Origin of the sequence: Pseudomonas wuhanensis (assembly GCF_030687395.1) — a bacterium.
Classification (GTDB): domain Bacteria; phylum Pseudomonadota; class Gammaproteobacteria; order Pseudomonadales; family Pseudomonadaceae; genus Aquipseudomonas; species Aquipseudomonas wuhanensis.
Map to the genome: position 1 here is coordinate 6,072,955 of NZ_CP117430.1, position 19,879 is coordinate 6,092,833.

General features: G+C 59.0%; 11 protein-coding genes. 5 read left to right on the forward strand and 6 right to left on the reverse strand.

Annotated features, from left to right (window positions below; genetic code table 11):
• The first annotated feature begins 147 nt into the window (after positions 1-147).
• The 5 genes from aceE (at position 148) to msrA (ending at position 10,098) form a co-directional block, all read left to right on the forward strand.
• Positions 148-2,793: a pyruvate dehydrogenase (acetyl-transferring), homodimeric type gene (gene aceE / locus PSH88_RS28010; RefSeq protein WP_305423973.1), complete on the forward strand. Its 2,646-nt coding sequence runs from the start codon at positions 148-150 to the stop codon at positions 2,791-2,793.
• Between the two features lie 11 nt (positions 2,794-2,804).
• Positions 2,805-4,763 carry a dihydrolipoyllysine-residue acetyltransferase gene (gene aceF / locus PSH88_RS28015; RefSeq protein ID WP_305423975.1) on the forward strand — a complete coding sequence of 653 codons (1,959 nt, stop codon included), beginning with the start codon at positions 2,805-2,807 and terminating at the stop codon, positions 4,761-4,763.
• A 291-nt stretch (positions 4,764-5,054) separates the two neighbouring features.
• Positions 5,055-6,452: an alkaline phosphatase D family protein gene (locus PSH88_RS28020; RefSeq protein WP_305423976.1), complete on the forward strand. Its 1,398-nt coding sequence runs from the start codon at positions 5,055-5,057 to the stop codon at positions 6,450-6,452.
• A 236-nt stretch (positions 6,453-6,688) separates the two neighbouring features.
• Complete coding sequence (locus PSH88_RS28025; protein WP_305423977.1) at positions 6,689-9,382, forward strand: putative bifunctional diguanylate cyclase/phosphodiesterase; 2,694 nt, start codon at positions 6,689-6,691, stop codon at positions 9,380-9,382.
• 68 nt (positions 9,383-9,450) lie between these two features.
• Entirely contained in the window at positions 9,451-10,098 is a 648-nt protein-coding gene (gene msrA, locus PSH88_RS28030; RefSeq protein ID WP_305423978.1) for a peptide-methionine (S)-S-oxide reductase MsrA, read from the forward strand.
• Positions 10,099-10,240: 142 nt separating this feature from the next.
• Here msrA and PSH88_RS28035 read toward each other — a convergent pair whose 3' ends face one another.
• The 6 genes from PSH88_RS28035 to PSH88_RS28075 all read right to left on the reverse strand — a co-directional run bounded on the left by PSH88_RS28035 (position 10,241) and on the right by PSH88_RS28075 (position 19,713).
• Positions 10,241-11,080: a 23S rRNA (adenine(2030)-N(6))-methyltransferase RlmJ gene (locus tag PSH88_RS28035; protein WP_305423979.1), complete on the reverse strand. Its 840-nt coding sequence runs from the start codon at positions 11,078-11,080 to the stop codon at positions 10,241-10,243.
• A gap of 247 nt (positions 11,081-11,327) precedes the next feature.
• Positions 11,328-11,651 carry a hypothetical protein gene (locus PSH88_RS28040; protein ID WP_305423980.1) on the reverse strand — a complete coding sequence of 108 codons (324 nt, stop codon included), beginning with the start codon at positions 11,649-11,651 and terminating at the stop codon, positions 11,328-11,330.
• Positions 11,652-11,998: 347 nt separating this feature from the next.
• Positions 11,999-12,307 (reverse strand): contact-dependent growth inhibition system immunity protein, encoded by a 309-nt coding sequence (locus PSH88_RS28045; RefSeq protein ID WP_305423981.1) that lies wholly within the window; start codon positions 12,305-12,307, stop codon positions 11,999-12,001.
• On the reverse strand, positions 12,304-16,968 hold the full coding sequence (locus PSH88_RS30380; protein WP_348529746.1) for an RHS repeat-associated core domain-containing protein: 4,665 nt from the start codon (positions 16,966-16,968) through the stop codon (positions 12,304-12,306). The genes PSH88_RS28045 and PSH88_RS30380 overlap by 4 nt, the downstream gene beginning before the upstream one ends.
• Positions 16,968-17,705 (reverse strand): DUF4123 domain-containing protein, encoded by a 738-nt coding sequence (locus tag PSH88_RS28070; protein WP_305423982.1) that lies wholly within the window; start codon positions 17,703-17,705, stop codon positions 16,968-16,970. The genes PSH88_RS30380 and PSH88_RS28070 overlap by 1 nt, the downstream gene beginning before the upstream one ends.
• A complete protein-coding gene (locus PSH88_RS28075; RefSeq protein ID WP_305423984.1) occupies positions 17,695-19,713 on the reverse strand; it encodes a type VI secretion system Vgr family protein in 2,019 nt (672 codons plus the stop codon). The genes PSH88_RS28070 and PSH88_RS28075 overlap by 11 nt, the downstream gene beginning before the upstream one ends.
• Positions 19,714-19,879: the final 166 nt, after the last annotated feature.

The following is a 19,879-nucleotide window of genomic DNA, read 5'->3' on the forward strand; positions in this document are numbered from 1 at the left end:
AGGCTGAAATGCCCGATGATTTGTAGTAAAACTACACGCCGCCGGAACATACCTCTCGGCAATCCAAGAATTTATATCGTCTGCCCACAAGGCCAGTCGCAAACTCAGGCAACCGATTCTGGAAGCCTTTCCGCCCTGGAGCAAGCCATGCAAGACCTCGATCCCGTCGAAACCCAGGAATGGCTGGACGCCCTGGAATCGGTTCTCGACAAAGAAGGCGAAGACCGTGCTCACTATCTGATGACCCGTATGGGTGAACTCGCGACCCGTAGCGGCTCGCAGCTCCCTTACGCCATCACCACGCCGTACCGCAACACCATTCCCGTTACCCACGAAGCACGCATGCCTGGCGACCTGTTCATGGAACGCCGCATTCGCTCGTTGGTACGCTGGAACGCGATGGCCATGGTAATGCGTACGAACCTGAAAGATTCTGACCTGGGTGGTCACATCTCCAGCTTCGCTTCCAGTGCGACCCTGTATGACATCGGCTTCAACTACTTCTTCCAGGCCCCGACCGACGAGCACGGCGGCGACCTGATCTACTTCCAGGGCCACACCTCGCCAGGCGTTTACGCCCGCGCGTTCATGGAAGGCCGCATCACCGAAGACCAGATGAACAACTTCCGCCAGGAAGTGGACGGTCAGGGCCTGTCGTCCTACCCGCACCCTTGGCTGATGCCTGATTTCTGGCAGTTCCCGACCGTATCCATGGGTCTGGGCCCGATCCAGGCGATCTACCAGGCACGCTTCATGAAGTACCTGGAAGCCCGTGGTTTCATCCCGGAAGGCAAGCAAAAAGTCTGGTGTTTCCTGGGCGACGGCGAGTGCGACGAGCCGGAATCCCTGGGTGCCATCTCGCTGGCTGGCCGCGAGAAGCTGGACAACCTGATCTTCGTCATTAACTGCAACCTGCAGCGCCTTGATGGCCCGGTTCGCGGCAACGGCAAGATCATCCAGGAACTCGAAGGCGTATTCCGCGGTGCTCAGTGGAACGTGACCAAAGTCATCTGGGGCCGTTTCTGGGACCCACTGCTGGCCAAAGACGTCGACGGCATCCTGCAACGCCGCATGGACGAAGTCATCGACGGCGAGTACCAGAACTACAAAGCCAAAGACGGCGCGTTCGTGCGTGAACACTTCTTCAACTCGCCAGAACTCAAGGCGATGGTTGCAGACTTGTCCGACGACGAAATCTGGAAACTCAACCGTGGCGGCCACGACCCGTACAAGGTCTACGCGGCGTACCACGAAGCGGTCAACCACAAAGAACAACCGACCGTCATCCTGGCCAAAACCATCAAGGGTTATGGCACCGGTGCCGGCGAAGCGAAAAACACCGCGCACAACACCAAGAAAGTCGATGTCGACAGCCTGAAGTTGTTCCGTGATCGCTTCGACATTCCGGTCAAAGACGAAGAGCTGGAAAACCTGCCGTTCTTCAAACCGGAACCAAACAGCGCCGAAGCCCGTTACCTGAGCGAGCGCCGCACTGCATTGGGCGGTTTCGTGCCACAGCGCCGCGCGCAGAGCTTCAGTGTTCCAACCCCATCGCTCGATACCCTCAAGGCTATCCTCGACGGTTCGGGCGACCGTGAAATCTCCACCACCATGGCCTTCGTGCGGATCCTCGCGCAACTGGTCAAGGACAAGGAAATCGGCCCGCGCATCGTTCCGATCATCCCGGACGAAGCCCGTACCTTCGGTATGGAAGGCATGTTCCGTCAGTTGGGCATCTACTCCTCCGTCGGCCAGCTCTACGAGCCAGTCGATAAAGACCAGGTGATGTTCTACAAAGAAGACAAGAAGGGCCAGATCCTCGAAGAAGGCATCAACGAAGCGGGCGCCATGAGCTCCTTCATTGCTGCCGGTACTTCGTACTCCAGCCACAACCAGCCAATGCTGCCGTTCTACATCTTCTACTCGATGTTCGGCTTCCAGCGTATCGGCGACCTGGCCTGGGCCGCTGGCGACAGCCGCACCCGTGGCTTCCTGATCGGCGGCACCGCCGGCCGGACCACGCTGAACGGTGAAGGCCTGCAACACGAAGACGGTCACAGCCACATCCTGGCTGCCACCATCCCGAACTGCCGCACCTACGATCCAACCTACGGCTACGAGCTGGCGGTGATCATCCAGGACGGCATGAAGAAGATGACCGAAGAGCAGCAGGATGTCTTCTACTACATCACCGTGATGAACGAGTCCTACCAGCAGCCAGCCATGCCGGCCGGTGTCGAGGAAGGCATCATCAAGGGCATGTACCTGCTCGAAGAAGACACCCGCGAAGCGGCGCACCACGTGCAGCTGATGGGCTCCGGCACCATCCTGCGTGAAGTCCGTGAAGCGGCGAAGATCCTGCGTGAACAGTTCAACGTCGGCGCCGACGTGTGGAGCGTTACCAGCTTCAACGAACTGCGTCGCGATGGCCTGGCCGTTGAGCGTAGCAACCGTCTGCACCCTGGCCAGAAGCCTAAGCTGAGCTATGTCGAAGAATGCCTGAACGGCCGTAAAGGTCCGGTCATCGCGTCTACCGACTACATGAAGCTGTTCGCTGAACAAATTCGTCAGTGGGTCCCGTCCAAGGAATTCAAAGTCCTGGGCACCGATGGTTTCGGCCGCAGTGACAGCCGCAAGAAGCTGCGTCACTTCTTCGAAGTCGACCGTCATTTCGTGGTGTTGGCAGCCCTGGAAGCCTTGGCTGACCGTGGTGATATCGAACCTAAAGTGGTGGCTGAAGCCATCGCCAAGTTCGGTATCAACCCGGAAAAACGCAACCCACTGGACTGCTGAGGAGACACTCTGTGAGCGAACTCATTCGCGTACCTGACATCGGCAGCGGTGAAGGTGAAGTAATTGAACTGTTTGTGAAGGTCGGCGACCGTATCGAAGCCGACCAGAGCATCCTGACACTTGAGTCGGACAAGGCGAGCATGGAAGTGCCTGCGCCGAAGGCCGGTATCATCAAGAGCCTGAAAGTGAAGCTGGGTGATCGCCTGAAAGAAGGCGACGAACTGCTGGAGCTGGAAGTCGAAGGTGCCACTGCTGTGGCGCCTGCGGCTGCCGCTGCGCCAGCCGCCAAAGCTGAAGCTGCACCTGCTGCCGCGAAAGCGCCAGCTGCTCCAGCCGCCGCGCCTGCTGCTGCCAGCGTTCAGCAAGTACACGTGCCGGACATCGGTTCGTCGGGCAAGGCTCAGATCATCGAGATTCAGGTCAAGGTCGGCGACACCGTCGCGGCTGATCAGTCGCTGATCACCCTGGAATCCGACAAGGCGAGCATGGAAATTCCATCGCCTGCCGCTGGCGTGGTGAAGGCCATCAGCGTCAAGCTCAACGACGAAGTCGGCACCGGCGACCTGATTCTGGACCTGGAAGTGGCGGGTGCGGCTGCACCAGCCGCGGCCGCGCCAGCCCAGGCAGCTGCGCCTGCTGCCGCTGCTCCGGCGCCAGCCGCTGCGGCTCCGGCAGCCCCGGTTGCCGACACTGTTCAGGACATTCACGTCCCGGACATCGGTTCGGCGGGCAAGGCCAAGATCATCGAAGTACTGGTCAAGGCTGGCGATACCGTCGCCGCCGACCAGTCGCTGATCACCCTGGAATCCGACAAGGCGAGCATGGAAATCCCATCGCCTGCCGCTGGCGTGGTGGAAAGCGTTTCCATCAAGCTGGATGACGAAGTCGGTACTGGCGACCTGATCCTGAAGCTGAAAGTCAAAGGCGCGGCACCTGCTGCAGCCCCGGCTCCAGCCGCAACTGCTCCGAGCGCGCCTGCGCCTGCCGCTGCTGCTCCGGCGGCCGCTGCACCTGCTGCTGCCCCGGCCGCCGCTCCAGCCAAGCCGGGCGCTAAAGTTCACGCCGGCCCGGCCGTGCGTCAACTGGCCCGCGAGTTCGGCGTCGAGCTGAGCGCCGTTGGCGCCAGCGGTCCGCATGGTCGCATCCTGAAGGAAGACGTGCAGGTTTACGTCAAGGCCATGATGCAGAAGGCCAAGGAAGCTCCAGCCGCTGCGGCTGGTGCAACCGGCGGCGCGGGCATCCCGCCGATTCCGGTCGTGGACTTCAGCCGCTTCGGTGAAACCGAAGAAGTGCCGATGACTCGCCTGATGCAAATCGGCGCGTCGAGCCTGCATCGCAGCTGGCTGAACATTCCTCACGTGACTCAGTTCGATTCGGCTGATATCACCGAGCTGGAAGCGTTCCGTATTGCTCAGAAAGCCGTTGCAGAGAAGGCTGGCGTCAAGCTGACCATCCTGCCGCTGCTGCTCAAATCCTGCGCGCACCTGCTCAAGGAACTGCCGGACTTCAACAGTTCGCTGGCGCCAAGCGGTAAGGCGATCATCCGCAAGAAGTACGTGAACATCGGCTTCGCGGTCGACACCCCTGAAGGCCTGCTGGTACCGGTCATCAAGAACGTCGACCAGAAGAGCCTGTTGCAACTGGCAGCCGAAGCCGCTGCGCTGGCTGCCAAAGCCCGCGACAAAAAGCTCACCGCTGACGACATGCAAGGCGCCTGCTTCACCATTTCCAGCCTCGGCCACATTGGCGGCACCGGCTTCACGCCGATCGTCAACGCGCCGGAAGTGGCGATCCTCGGTGTTTCCAAGGCAACCATCCAGCCAGTCTGGGACGGCAAAGCCTTCCAGCCGAAACTGATGCTGCCTCTGTCGCTGTCCTACGATCACCGTGTGATCAACGGCGCCGCTGCTGCACGCTTCACCAAGCGTCTGAGCGACCTGCTGGCGGACATCCGCACCATCCTGCTGTAACACCGACCGGCCCTCCTTCACCGGAGGGTCTGTCGCGCTCCATGTTTTCCGAGCGCCACGCTCGTACCTCAACCCCGCCAATTTGGCGGGGCTTTTTTTGCCTTGAAAATGGCCTGTAGCAGCTCATCCGCGCTTTATTCCTACATTCATGGCTTACACCGCCTACAACTCGAGTCCACTTCCGCCCGATATTTTTCGCGAGCCAATAACTAGTCTTAGTTGGGATAGTTTCTAATAGAAACTTCAACAACTTAATCTGCTTAGTTAGCATTACTTCGAATGGATTCGAACATGTTCAAACCGACTGTCGGCCCAATTATTGGCCACACCGCAACTAACCACGCCCGCATTTTCTTGCGCGGCGAATTACAGAATGACGCCTTGGTATTTGCAGGTGTTCGTTATCGACGCACCGGTGAGGAACACTGGTCCAAAGGCACATTTACAAAACTAACCATCTTGCGCGACATGTCCGATGTAATTGCCCTCAACGATCTCGCCATCGATACCGACTATGAATATCAGGCGGGCTGGTTCAGCCCCATGAGCCCGGTGCATACCGTGGAGACGATCCAGGAACTGCCGCTGCAATGGCCGCGGGAAATCTATCGCTTTCGCACGCAGTCCAGCAAAACCACCACGCCACGGGCCTACATCGTAGGCTCATGTCGTTACCTGCGAATGACCGCCGGCATTGCCTCGGCCCCGCATTTGGGCGACCGGATCTTTGCCTCGATCACAAGCCTGGCGGAACGCGCCGAGCCGCCTGTCAGCGCCATGTTGATGACTGGCGACCAAATCTACGTCGATGACTTGAACCTCGTGGCCCCCGACCGGGAATACAAGGACATCCTCAGCAAATACCGCACGGCTTTTTCGCAACCTCATATCTCGAAGTTAATGTCCGGCGTGCCGACTTACATGATCCTCGATGACCATGAAATTGAAGACAACTGGCCAGCCAATGCAAGTAAGAGCGATGTTAACTTATACAGAAACGCCATGGCGGCGTATGAACTCTATCAAGTCAGCCACAGCCCCGTACATGAACTGCTTGCCAACGGGCAAGTCAACAGAGCGCTGCTGCCGCACTATTGGTATCAATTCAGCGAGGGCGATATTGAATGGTTTATCACCGATAGCCGAACCCGCCGCAATCTGTCGGCCAGCGACCGGCGCATCCTTGATGAAGAGCAGGAACAGGCGCTGCTCAAATGGCTGATCAACAGCAAGGCCCGAGTCAAATTCGTGGTCACCAGCGTCATGTTCTACCCTGACCGCAAGCTTCACGGTGATGACGCCTGGAAAGCCTTCCCGGAGCAACGACTACGACTGCTGGAGACGATTCGTACGCACGGCATCAAGAACGTCTTGTTCATTTCCGGCGATGTCCATGGGTCGCTGACCAGTCGCCTGACCCACAGCGAGAATCCGGACTTCGAAGTTCACACCATCGTGTCTTCACCGCTGTGCAACAGCAAACTGCTGCCGTATGCCAAGGCATCCACGTTCATTCTCGACCAAGCGTTGGCCCGAACGGCCGCGGGAGATTATCGGCATGAGCTGACCAGCGAGGTGATCAGCCAGGACAACTTCGCGCACCTGGTCGTCGATACTGAACAGGTTCGCGTCAATTATCACGATCGGGATGGCAAGCAACTGCAGTCAATAACCATAAAATTGCGTTGATCCCGGAAAAGATCGCAGCCTTGCAGGGGCTGCCGAAGGCTACGATCTTTTGACTCACAGCATTACTTTTCGCGCCTCGCTGGAGAATTCTTCACGTCTGCCGACATATTCTTATAGCACTTGGCCTTCATGTCTCTTGTCAGTCGGTGTCGCAATGATGCAACCTTGCCGCAGGCAACAGTAAAGAGGGCGTGAGCCCGGCGCGATCAGCATATTCGAAGCGAGTTTCCCTCCATATGAAGAGCCAACCCGATGCCGCCAGCCGTATGGTGGCCGAGGTAGTGACGCAGTTGCCGGTGCCCTCGCGGCTCGGCATGCTGCGTTTCGAACGGCTGAATGAACCGAGCTGGGCGCTGCTGTTTCTCGACCCCAATTGCGAACGACAATTCGGCCTGCCGGCAGTGGAGCTCTGTGCTCTGGTCGGCTCGCCCTACGCCAGCCTGATGGAGCCCGAAGCGCGCTATCAACTGCACGACACGATCCAGCAGCAACTCACCGAAAGCCCGCATTACCTGATCCGCTACACCTTGCACACCGTCGCAGGCGTTCTGAGCCTGCTGGAACTGGGCGAAGCTTACAAACAACACAATCGGCACCTGCTGCGCGGCTACCTGATGGTGGTGGACGGCCTGTTCGACGGCGAACCGTTGCTGCCGGCGCTGGATCTGGAAACCCAGAACTCACGCCTGCAAATCGCCCTGGAACTCAATCAACGTGCCCAGCAGGAACAACTGCAGCACCTGGACCGGGTGCGCGCCCAGCAAGACCTGATCCTGCTGCTGACCCGCCAGCGCTACAGCACCAACAATTCCCTGCAAGAAGCTGCCGAACTGATCACCCGCAGCGCCTGCGACATCTATGAAATCGACTGCGCCAGCCTGTGGAACCTCGACGGCTCGCGACTGACGCCGATCTCGGCCTACCATCGCGCCACCCGGGGTCGCCAACTGCCGGAGCCGATCGACGCCAGTGGTTTTCCCGATTACCTCGACGCCTTGCACACTGGCCGCGCCATCGACGCCCACAACGCCATGCGTGACCCGCGTACCCGGGAAATCGCCGAACACCTGCGCCCGCGTGACGTCAACGCCATGCTCGACGCCAGCATCCGCGTCGATGGCCAGGTGGTCGGTGTGCTCTGCCTGGAACAGATCGGTGCGACCCGCGCCTGGCAGTCGGACGAAATCGCCTTCGCCGGTGAACTGGCGGATCAGTTCGCCCAAGTCATCAATAACCACAACCGCCGCACCGCCACCAGCGCCCTGCACTTGTTCCAGCGTGCGGTGGAGCAAAGCGCCAACGCCTTTCTGCTGGTCAATTGCGATGGCGTGGTGGAATACGTCAACCCAAGCTTTACCGCGATCACCCAGTACACCACCGAAGAAGTCCACGGTCAGCGGCTGTCGGAACTGCCAGCGCTGGAAAACCTCAGCGAACTGCTGTTCGACGCGCCGTCGGCGCTGGCCAAGAGCAACAGCTGGCAGGGCGAGTTCAAGAGCCGGCGCAAAAACCTCGAACCCTACTGGGGCCAGTTGTCGATTTCCAAGGTCTATGGCGACAACCGTGAGCTGACGCACTACATCGGTATCTACGAAGACATCACCCAGACCAAACTCGCCCAGCAGCGCATCGAGCGCCTGGCCTACACCGACAACCTGACCAACCTCGGCAACCGCCCGGCGTTCATCCGCAACCTTGATGAACGCTTTGCCCGAGACAGCGACACGCCGATCAGCCTGCTGCTGGTGGACATCGACAACTTCAAACGCATCAACGACAGCCTCGGCCATCAAACCGGCGACAAGCTGCTGATCAGCCTGGCTCGGCGCTTGCGCAACAGCCTGAGCCCAAGCGGCAGCCTGGCACGTTTTGCCAGTAACGAATTCGCGGTGCTGCTGGACGACACTGACCTCTCGACGGGCCAGCAGGTTGCCAATCAATTACTGGCAACCCTCGACAAACCGATGTTCGTCGACAACCAGTTAATCAGCGTCACCGGTTCGGTGGGCCTGGCCTGCGCACCACTGCACGGCCGCGATCCACAGACGCTGATGCGCAACGCCGGCCTGGCGCTGCACAAGGCCAAGGCTAACGGCAAACACCAGGTGCAAGTGTTCACCGAAGCCCTGAATGCCGAGGCGAGCTACAAACTGTTCGTCGAAAACAACCTGCGCCGCGCCCTGACCCAGAACGAGCTGGACGTGTTCTACCAGCCCAAGCTGTGCCTGCGCAGCGGTCGCTTGCTGGGCATGGAAGCGCTGCTGCGCTGGAACCATCCGGAAAAAGGCATGATCCGCCCGGACCAGTTCATCAGCGTGGCCGAAGAAACCGGGCTGATCATCCCTATCGGCAAATGGATCGCCCGCCAGGCCTGCCGCATGAGCAAAGACCTGACCGCCGCCGGCCTGGGCAATCTGCAAGTGGCGATTAACCTGTCGCCCAAACAGTTCTCCGATCCGGACCTGGTGGCGTCCATCGCCAACATCCTCAAGGAAGAAGCGCTGCCGGCGAACCTGCTGGAACTGGAGCTGACCGAAGGCCTGCTGCTGGAAGCCACCGAAGACACGCACTTGCAGCTCGATCAGCTCAAGCGTCTGGGCCTGACCCTGGCCATGGACGACTTCGGCACCGGTTACTCGTCGCTCAGTTACTTGAAAAAATTCCCGATCGACATCATCAAGATCGATCGCAGCTTCATCCACGAAATCCCGGACAACCAGGACGACATGGAAATCACCTCCGCGGTGATCGCCATGGCTCACAACCTGAAACTCAAGGTCGTGGCTGAAGGCATCGAGACGGCCGAGCAACTGGCCTTCCTGCGCCGCCACCGTTGCGACGTCGGCCAGGGCTACCTGTTCGACCGACCGATCCCGGGCTCCGAGCTGATCGAAAAGCTCAAACGCTATCCGCGCGGCCCAATCGCCTGACAGCGACGTAACACTCGGGCAAACTGGCAGTCTGTATTTACATCTCAACCTGACTGAGAGGACTGATCATGGTTCTGCGCTCGGAAATCCTGGTGAACAAAAACGTGCTCCCGACTAAAGAACAAGCTCTGCCTGGCCGCGAAACCCCGATCAAGGTTCCGGAAAAACACTTCGTCAACGGCAACCCGCTGCTGGGTCCGTTTCCGGGCAACGTAGAATTCGCAATCTTCGGCCTGGGTTGTTTCTGGGGCGCAGAACGCAAATTCTGGCAGCGCGAAGGCGTGTTCAGCACCTCGGTCGGGTACGCCGGCGGCTTCACGCCGAACCCGACCTACGAAGAAGTCTGCTCGGGCCTGACCGGGCACACCGAAGTGGTGCTCGTGGTGTATGAGCCGGAAAAAGTCAGCTATGAACAACTGCTGAAAATGTTCTGGGAACTGCACAACCCGACCCAAGGCATGCGCCAGGGCAACGACATCGGCACCCAGTACCGCTCGGTGATCTACTGCACCAAACCGGAACAACTGGAAGCGGCGAAGAACAGCGCGAAAGTGTTCCAGGCGGAACTGACCAAGGCTGGCAAAGGCACCATCACCACCGAAATCGACGAAGCCCCGACGTTCTACTACGCCGAGGCGTATCACCAACAGTACCTGGCCAAGAACCCTGAAGGGTATTGCGGGATTGGCGGTACAGGCGTGACCTGCCCGATCTGATTTTCGGGCCCTGAAAAGCATCGCGGGCAAGCCCGCTCCCACAAGGTGATGTGTCTAACCACTATGTTGTGATCGACATAAATCCCTGTGGGAGCGGGCTTGCCCGCGATGGCGTCGGATCAGACGCCACTAATGCAATGTATCAACTCTCGGCAATCAACCAATCCATCTGCCACCCACCCTGGGTCTGCCCAAGCTTCTTGGACAACCACGGCAGCAACTCACGCAATTCCTCTTCAAGCCCCCATGGCGGATTGGCAATCGCCAACCCCGAACCATTCAGGCTATTGGGCGTATCCAACGGATGCACCAACAACTCCACCCGCAACAACTTCGGCGCACCCGTGCCAGCCAGATCCTGATAAAAACGCCGCAACATGCGCTGGTCCTTCACCGGGTACCAGATCGCCGCCACCGTCTGGCGCATGCGGCCAACCGCTTCTTTCAACGACGCCGCACAACGCTGCATCTCATCAAGCTGCTCGAACGGCGGATCAATCAACATCACCGCCCGCTTCTCCTGCACCGGCAACATCGCCCGCGGCACATGCCAGCCCTCGCCCAAGTGCACCTTCACCCGACGATCACCGGCCATATTGTCCTTGAGCAGCAAGCCATCTTCCGGGTGCTTCTCGTTCAGCAACACGCGATCCTGCGGCCGGGTCAAACGCCGCGCCAACTCCGGCGACCCCGGGTAATAGCGCAATTGGCCATCCGGGTTCATCTCGTGCAATACCTTCATGTAATCAGCAGTCAGCGCCGGCAAATCCGGCTGATCCCACAACCGCGCGATCCCTTCCAGGTACTCACCGGTACGACTGGCCTGATCGCCCTGCAGGTCATACAGACCAATACCGGCGTGAGTGTCGAGATAGGCAAACGGCTGCTCCTTGCGCGACATCAGGGCGATGAGGCGGGTCAAAGTCAGGTGTTTGAACACATCGGCGTGATTGCCGGCATGGAAGGCGTGACGATAATTCATGATTGCTCCTGCGAAGGCCGGGAAGTTTACCTTGTACGGGGCAGAACGTCAGGGGTTCGCGGCTGAGCGGGCAATCCTGGTGCCGCCACCTCTACACGGTGATCGTTCCCACGCTCCGCGTGGGAATGCCTTAAGGGACGCTCCGCGTTCCAGCCACACCGCTGGTGTCGAGTCGGGCACCGATGTGACGCAGAGCGTCACGGGCTGCATTCCCACGCAGGAGCGTGGGAACGATCATTCTGCGGCGCTACTCCGAAGGCCGAGCCCGCAAACGCCGCCCAATCACATCCAGCACATCACACCCATCGCGCAATGGAATGGCACAGAGCAAAGCAAAATCACTAAGGATGAAGGACTCGCACTCGATGGAACCGCGCATCGACATGTTTTCCAGCACCTGAGTGACGGCGCGAATTCGATAGTTGGCAGTGTCGGTCAAGATATCCAGCGGCGCGTGGGTATCGACGAATAGCGTGGGCATGTCGTTGCAGTTGCCGGTCAATGCCATGAAGCGGTTTTCGGGATGAGGGATTATTTTTTCGTAGGGTGGATCGGGATGAAGATTTTTCATTTTTTAGAGACCTTGGAGTATGTATTTGAAGCTACCAACGGCCTTTCCTACGGGCTTGGGTGGCAACCGTGCGCGGGAGTAGGAAACTGAGATACTCCAACTCAGCCACGTCGAAACGTGTCCCGCGCACAGCCGCCGCGAACGATATTACGGACACGATTTAAGTGTCGCAATCAATCAACAGTACTGACGCACGTTGGAGTAAGGGTTCCTACACCCTGCCACTGCATTTGCAGCGACAGCCAAAGACTATCCATGGATCTCACTTCGCACCAGTTCATGGAAACCGATACGTCTTGAAGGAAACTTCCGACGACCTTGCCCAGAAATTTCACAGCCATTTGTCATCAAGGATGATCAAGTCGACTAGCCAATCTGTCAGCGATATGGCGTAACCAAAACTCACCTGACTCCCATGCAATCCAATAGCAGTAATAACAGCTCAGCTCTTTCAATAAATATTCCCGCAACACAAGCTCGTCTTTCCGCTGATCAAGCAGCACATTGAGCTCTTGTCGGACCACCATTAGATCCCCAGGATCGGAGTCAGCTAAAAAAGCATCAATCACTTGCTCAGCCGTATCATGTTCGACTGTCCAATCTTGATGAAAGTACGCTCCAAAAAAATCGTGTAGCTCGGGGAACTCTCTGCTCATATCTCTGGAAATCCTGTTAGCAAAAAATAACCCTCAGGCCGCCGGGCATCCTTAATTAATACCAACAATACCTTCGATGCTGACAGATATTCGGTACGTCCGTTCGGTAAGCTGACGCCTACTGGGTAGGGAAACTCATGAGTAATTGTCGTCTTCCCTTTTGTCCCATTAAGGAATTGTTCGATCTTTGTTTTATTTGCATCTAATGCTCTCGCAGAAGCTGACTCAGCAGTAGCTCGATCAGGAAATGTTGATGCTGCAGGAATAGTTGGTTCCGCTTCTAACCTTTGAGCTAACTGCATATTTGTTCTACCTACGTGCTTCGCGATGAGATGCCCACCTTGAGCTTCATGCGCCGCCAAGCCTCCACCAGGAACAATTTCGCTATACGGCCCATCGGCATCTATATCGCCGGGGCACGGGTTGCAAGCCAACCCCAACGGATCAACCCACCCCGTCGGATTCGGCGTGTACTGGTACTGGTTCAGCCCGCCCGCCAACTTGATCGGGTCCGGCGTCAGGTATCGGCCAACGTCCGGATCATAGTACCGATGCCGGTTGTAGTGCAGGCCGCTCTCGGCGTCGAAGTATTGGCCCTGAAACCGTAACGGTTGTTCAAGTTGCTCGCCCCCGCCGAACGTCTGGTGAGTGACTTTGCCGTAGGCGTTGTACTTCGCCGACCAGACGATCTCGCCGCCAAAATCGGTCAGTTCTTGCGGTGTGCCTAGATGGTCAAGTTGGTAATAGAACGGGCAGGCCTTACGCGGGCCTTTGCCGTCGAGCATGGCCAGCGGGCGGAAGCTGCCCGGCTCGTAGACGTAGCTGCGGTAGTGCTCTTTGCTGCTTTCGGCGACGACTTGGTCGCCCTGCCAGAAGAACTCGGTGGTTTGCCCGTCGACGGTTTTGGCGATGCGGCGGCCGAAGGCGTCGTAGCGGTAGCTGGAGCAGCGGCCGTCCGGGGTGGTGACGCCGATCAGCTGGTGCTGGCAGTCGTAGCGGTATTCGGTGACGAGTTTATGTGCGGTGCCGCGGCGTTCGCGGATCAGGTTGCCAAAGGAGTCGTAGTCGTAATGGCGGTCGCCTTGCATCAACAGGCGATTGCCTTTGACGGTCATCGGGCCGGAGCGATCCTGCATCAGCAGGTTGCCGGCCGGGTCGTGGGCGAAGCTTTCCGGTGGGTCGTCGCGGGAGTGGCGGACGCGGGTCAGGCGGTTGAGCGGGTCGTACCGGTAACTGCGCTGGCCGTGGCGGCTGTCGGCGATGTGGTCGAGATTGCCGTTGAGGCTGTAGGCATAGTCGCGGCGGTACAGGCTTTTTTGCTGTTGGCTGACAGCGTGGGCCTTCAAACGGCCTTGGTCGTCGTAGGCATATTCGCTGAGCAGCAGACCTTGCTGGCGGTTTTGTTCGCGACCGAAGGCAAACTGGTGGCTGGTAAGCCGCGCGCCGTTGAGGTCGATGGCCGTCAGCGCACCGCCCTTGGCGTGGTGGTAATCGAGCTTGCTGCCGTCCGGCAGGCGCAGGCGGTTGAGCTGGCCGCAGGCGTCGTAGCCATAGCGCAGCGTGCCCCAGCCCTGGTGCTCGGTGATCAGGCGGTCCTGTTGGTCGTATTCGAATTCCAGTGGGTGGTCGTGGCCGTCGTCGACACTGGTCAGTCGGCCCAACGAGTCGTAGCGGTATTCGACCTGGATGCCGTCGGGTAGCGTCTTGGTCAGCAACCGTCCGGCCGAGTCCCGCTGATAAGCCGTGATCAGTTGGGAGCCGTCATCGCCGAACTCGGTTTTCTCCAGCAGATGGCCGTTGAGGTCGTAGGCGTAGGCGGTGCGGCGGCCGTCGAAGCCGGTTTCCTGTCGGATCAATCCGTTGGGCGTGTAGTCCAGCTGATATTTCTCGCCGGATTCGTTCTCGATTTCCGTGAGCCGCAGCTGCGCGTTGTCGTAGCGGTAGTTGAGCTGGGTGCCATCGGGATTGATCCGGCGGCTGACCAGGTGCAGGTCGTCGGCGTATTCGTAGCGGGTGATGCAGCCCAGTTCATCGCGCTCCGCGGTGATCTGGCCGTAGGCGTTGTAGCTGAACCCGCGGCTGGCGCCAGTAGGCAAAGTCGTCTGGATCAGTCGGCCGATCGCATCCCATTGGTAGCGGGTGACCGCGCCGTGTTCGTCCTGACGGGTAATCTGTCGACCCAGCGCATCGTAGGAAAAGCGCCGCTGACCACCGTCCGGCAAGGTCTCTTCGAGCAACTGCCCCAAGGCATTCCAAACGAACACATGCCGGCTGGTGTCCGGGTAGCGGATCGACAGCAAACGCCCCTGAGCGTCGTAGTGATAGTGGGTGACCTGGCCGTCCGGATCGATAGCCTCGGTGACATCCCCCTGGGCATTGCGCTGATATTTCCACACCGCTTTGCCGCGATAGCGCACATGCAGGAAACCGTTGCGATACTCGTAGGCCGTTGGTTCGTCTTCCGGCGGAATCAGTGCCACCAGCCGTCCGACTTCGTCGTAGCGGTATTCAGTAACGGCGCCGAGCGGATCCTGCTCGGCCACCAACCGGCCCTGCTCGTCATAGGCCTTGAGCTGTTCGCCACCGTCCAGCTCGACCTTACGCACCAGCCGCGCCCGGTCATCGTGGACGTAAACCTCTTCGCTGCCATCGATGTTCTGGACGGTGACGCTGCCCTGGTCATCCCAGACGTAGTGCGCGTCCATCTGCGCAAACGACGCCCAGTGCCGGATGCAGCGCGCTGCCTTGCCGGACCGTTCCCACTCCCAGAAGAAACTCGCACCACCGGCCAGTTGCCGCTGCAGAATGACGTGCCGGTCGTCGTAGTCGTAACGCTCGCTTTCACCGGCGGCGTTGCTCGCTTCGATCAGTTGAGCGCATTCGTCATAGCGGTAACTGACCAGCGTCTGCTCGGTGTGCCAGGCCTCGTCGAGGGTCTGCGCCGGGACAAACACCTGATAGTCGACGGCGATCAGATGAGTGCGGTCATAGCGCAACAGCAAGGCACGGCCGGCGCTGTTGTCGAGGCGTTGGATGCGATCCTGGCGGTCGCGGGTGATGCGCAATCGGTTGTCGTACGCGTCGCTGATCGCCGTCAGCCGACCGTTGTGAAAGTGGTAGAAACGCGTGTCGTCGCCAGCCTGGGCGAGGATCAGTTCCTCGGGGTCATCGCCGAGATAAATCGCCGCGCGCGAGAGGCTGTTGTGGATCGCCGGGCGCTCAGCGGACGGCATAGGGAACGTGGTGCGGCGGTTTTCGTGGTCGATCCAGATGACCTGGTCACCGTCGATTTCCAGCCGATGGGCGAGCGAATGACTCCAGCCAAAACCGAGGCCGACATCGATCTCGGCGGCGCTGGTGCGGTAGAGCCGGGTGAAGTCGAACGGTAGGAGGCCGTCCAGGGAACCGTCGGTGAGGGTCAGCAGTTCTTCGCCGGTAACCATCGATACCGGGCAGCCGTTTTTGCAGGTAGACGGCACGCACGTGGCGCTGTCGCCGTTGGGATTTTTCGCCTGATCCGGGGAGTCGTCGTGGTGCTCGTCTTTTTTCAGTGTGGTGTTGCGTTTGGCATCCCAGCGAAGTTGCATCCGGCCTTTTTTCAGGCCCGCTGCCACACCGCGTGCGGCGACTGCTTTGTACTGGTCGACGTACTTCATGAAGGTGCTGAGGATATTGAAAGTCGCCTCGACGAAGCGCATCGCGAGACTGGCCAGCCCCATCCCGTATTTGAGCCCGCGAGCCGTTAAATAGGCTTTGGCGGCGGGTATACCGACTCGCGTGAAAGCCAGCGCTGAAGCGATCAGAATATCGATCAGCAACGAGACAATGACTTGGCTGGCCGCCTCTGCCGAGTTGCCGGCGATCTCGCTGGGCGGCAGCATTTCCAGCCACAGACTGGCGGTGCGCAACAGCAAACAGAGCGCCGCTTCGTCACTGGCCAGCAACTGGACTTTTGCCATGACCTGCGGCGCCGACTCCGCGAGTTTGGCCAACTCATCGGCGCCGCTGCCCAAGCGTTCAACGAACTTGCGGGGATCCTGAAGAATGTCCGAGAGCAGGCTGAGACTGTCCCAAACGCCCATGACCGCCGCCCAACTTCCCGCGAGCATGCCGTTACCGACAGCCGCAAAAGTCGATTGCGACCACTGCGGTTTGAACCCTTCCCACTCACTGCGTAACCAGTCTTCCAGGTCGCTGGAGAGGCCTTTGTAGGAATCAAAAAGTTCGTTGATCTTCGAGGGCGCAACTTCACCCTGGACATGAACGCGATAAAACTTTCCCGGTGTGCCTACGAACTGCCCTTTACCGTTTTCATCGAGCAAGACCGATGTGCTTTCACCGCCATCAACGGCAATCACATCGACCGAAATATTCCCCAACGGAATGTCATAAACCGATTCGAACTTGCTCTCGATCTGCAGTATTCCGCTCGCAGGACACCGCGCTAAACCCGAGAAAAAATCATCGTCACGACTACTCACCGCTGTAGTCGTAGTGCCGAGTTTTATCACCCGCTCCATGTCCATCAGCGACGGCATGTCCGTAGCCCGGCTGACCCTGTCCGCATTCCGGCTCAAGAAGCTGCCAAGCTGTTGGCGATACAAAACCAGTGTGTCTTTGAAACCGTCGAGCTCCTGCTCGATCCGTACGATCTGATCCATCAGTCCAGCTCCGTCATCAGGTAATCCACCAACGCTGATTTCGGCGCTTGAGGTAGGTCGGGCGTCTCAAGAAAGCTCGCGACTTTGTGCCGCAATACGATTTCGGAAAACGCCTCGAAAAGGTCTGGACGGTCTTCGCTCAACCACTTCATCAAGTTGTTGATACGGGTTGTCGCGGACTCGATGGCGAGGTGTTTGAGCAGCGATTCAGAAACTTCCCACCACGGAAAATCCCTGGCGGTTTTCAATGCACTGCCACCGATATCGAGCGGTTGCCCATTGATCAAACAACGGTCGATGACAGGCATTAACTGCGTGGCGTTAACGTCGGCAGACTGAAGAATCGGCAACAAATAACGCCCATCCCAGAAACGGAAAAACACCGCGTTGCCGTTTGGCAAAAGAACTTGAGTGAGGCTGCGAAAATGCTCGACCAGCGCTTCTTGAGAAGCAGAAGAAACCGCCAACCACCCCCAATCGCGAGACTCAGTGGCGGCAACCCACTCCAAAAACTCACTGCCAGCAGCGACGATTCCGACATAGGGCATCACCGCTTCCCACTCGGCATACACAGTGCCAGCCCAAATCGGGCTCGGCGCTTGAGCTGTGATTGAGCGTTGCCAAGCTTTAAAGGGTTCAGCGGCACTGGCGCTGCTGAAAATCGCGAACAGTTGCTCCGACGGTTGCAGTGGCTGGCGCTCCAGCCAGGCGCGAGGTGACAAGGCATCAGGCGGCACAAACACCGTCCTTGCAGCGCTCGCACTCTTCGCAGAACGGCGCGTCGCTTTGCAGGCTGAGTATTTGTGCGGCACTGAGCAGCGCCGCCGGGGCGGCTGCGAGTTTCAACGGGACATCCGGCAGGCTCGGCGCAGCAGCCATGGCCGCCATCGGTGCGCCACCGACCTGAATCGGCACACTGCTGAAAATCCCGCCGGGGCCGATGTTGATCCACTGCCCGCCTGCTTGAATGGTCGCGCTGGCGCCGCCGTCGATGACCACTTGCTGGCCGGCACTGACGTGGAATTGCTGACTGGCGTTGAGGAGCTGACTGGTGACGCGAATGTGTCGGTCGCCGACCACCACCAAGTGATCGTCCTGTCGCACTTCGGTCTGGCGCTGACCGTGGGTGATGCGTTTTTCGTCAGCCTTCAGTTCATGGCGAGCGGTGCCGGCGACGACGATGCTGCGCTGGTTATCGACCTGCACCTGTTGATCGTTCAGTACATGCTGAGTCCAGTTTCGCTGGGCGCGCAGGTAGATTTCCTCGGCGCCCTTACGATCCTCGATGCGCAATTCGTTGTAACCGCCGCCACCGGGACTACTTTGGCTGCGGAAAATGCTGCGGGTCTTGTCCGCCGGCAGATCAAGCGGCACCGGGGTCGCTGCGTTGGGCAGGCAACCCATGACCAGCGGTTTATCCGCATCGGCGTCGACGAATCCCACCAGTACTTCCATGCCGACCCGCGGAATCATCACGCTGCCGTAACGGTCGTGAGCCCAGCCTGTGGCTACGCGCAGCCAGCAACTGGAGTGTTCGTTGAGCTGCCCCTCACGGTCCCAGGCGAGCTGAACCTTGACCCGACCGTACTCGTCGCAATGGATTTCGCTGTCAGTCGGGCCGGTGACCACGGCAGGCTGATAGCCAAGCATGCGCGGCTTTTCCGGCCCCAGCGGCGGGCGAAAGGAAACGTCCCACGGCGTCGCCAGAAAGGTATTGCGATAGCCCTGGAAATCATCCGGGCTGTCGGCGGTGGCCGACTCTTCAAGCACCTGCGGCTGCCGACCACGGTGTTCGATTTCGGTAATCAACCACAGGTCATTCCACGCCTGACGCGGGTGTTCGGCGAGGTGTAGGAAATGCCCACTGACCAAAGCAGATTCGTCGCCGCGACCTTCGGCCTGGCGGTAATCCGCACCGTGGCGCTCCAAGGCCCGTTGAGCCAGATGCTTGCCGTGTTCGCGATCGGTGAATTGGCCGGGAAAGTGGTAGTCCTCGAGCACCGGTCGCTGCTCACTGTCGAGGCGGCTTTCGAGTTGCAAACGCGGTTTATGGAAGTCGTAGTCGCGACGAGTGACCGCCGTGGTCCGGGTTTCCAATCGCACGTTGAAACGCTTGATCGCCGGCGCATCTGCCGCCATCCCACTGCCTGGCAGGTACAGCGTCGGCTCGGGCAAACGGGGGAAAATCGTCTGGTCATCACCGAACACCAACAGGTGCCCGTCGGGGCTGTGCTGGAAGTGGTAATGAATGCCAACTTCTGCACACAACCGCTGGATGAACGCCAGATCGCTTTCAGCGTATTGCACGCAATACTCGCGCTCGGGGTAGTCGCTGCCGAGCCGGAACTCGAAGGCATCGCGCTGGATGCCGTGATCTTTGAGAATCTGCGCGACGATCGCCGGCACGCTTTTGTGCTGGAAGATCCGCTGATTGATGCGTCGGGCGAGGTACGCCAGACGCGGCACGAGACTGATTTGATAGCCCGTCAGACGCTGGCCGGAATCGCTCTGGCCGACGCGAAAAACCTGACCGTGAATACCGGAACCTTGTGCATCGAAACTCAGAAACGCCTGACGGTGCAGCAGGCTTTCGAGGTCAATGTCGGGCCGTTCGCTGACCAGTTCCAGGTCAAAACGGTAGGGTTGGCTGATGGCTTCCTTGCCCGTGAACTCAAGTACCTTGAGCTCATTCTGGACGCCGTCGAGGGTCAACGTGAAACGCGGTTGATTGGCAGGCGCGAACATCCGATGTGTCTCTGCAGAATGAAGGCGGGCGATTCTGCATGAGCGACAAGGGGTGTTGACGGAGGGACAAGAAAATCAGATTTTCCCTACTTTTTTAGGGATTTTTCCTTCAAAAATCGGGATAGAGAACTACAGACATTCCTGTCAGAAGCACCACCGAGCAAAT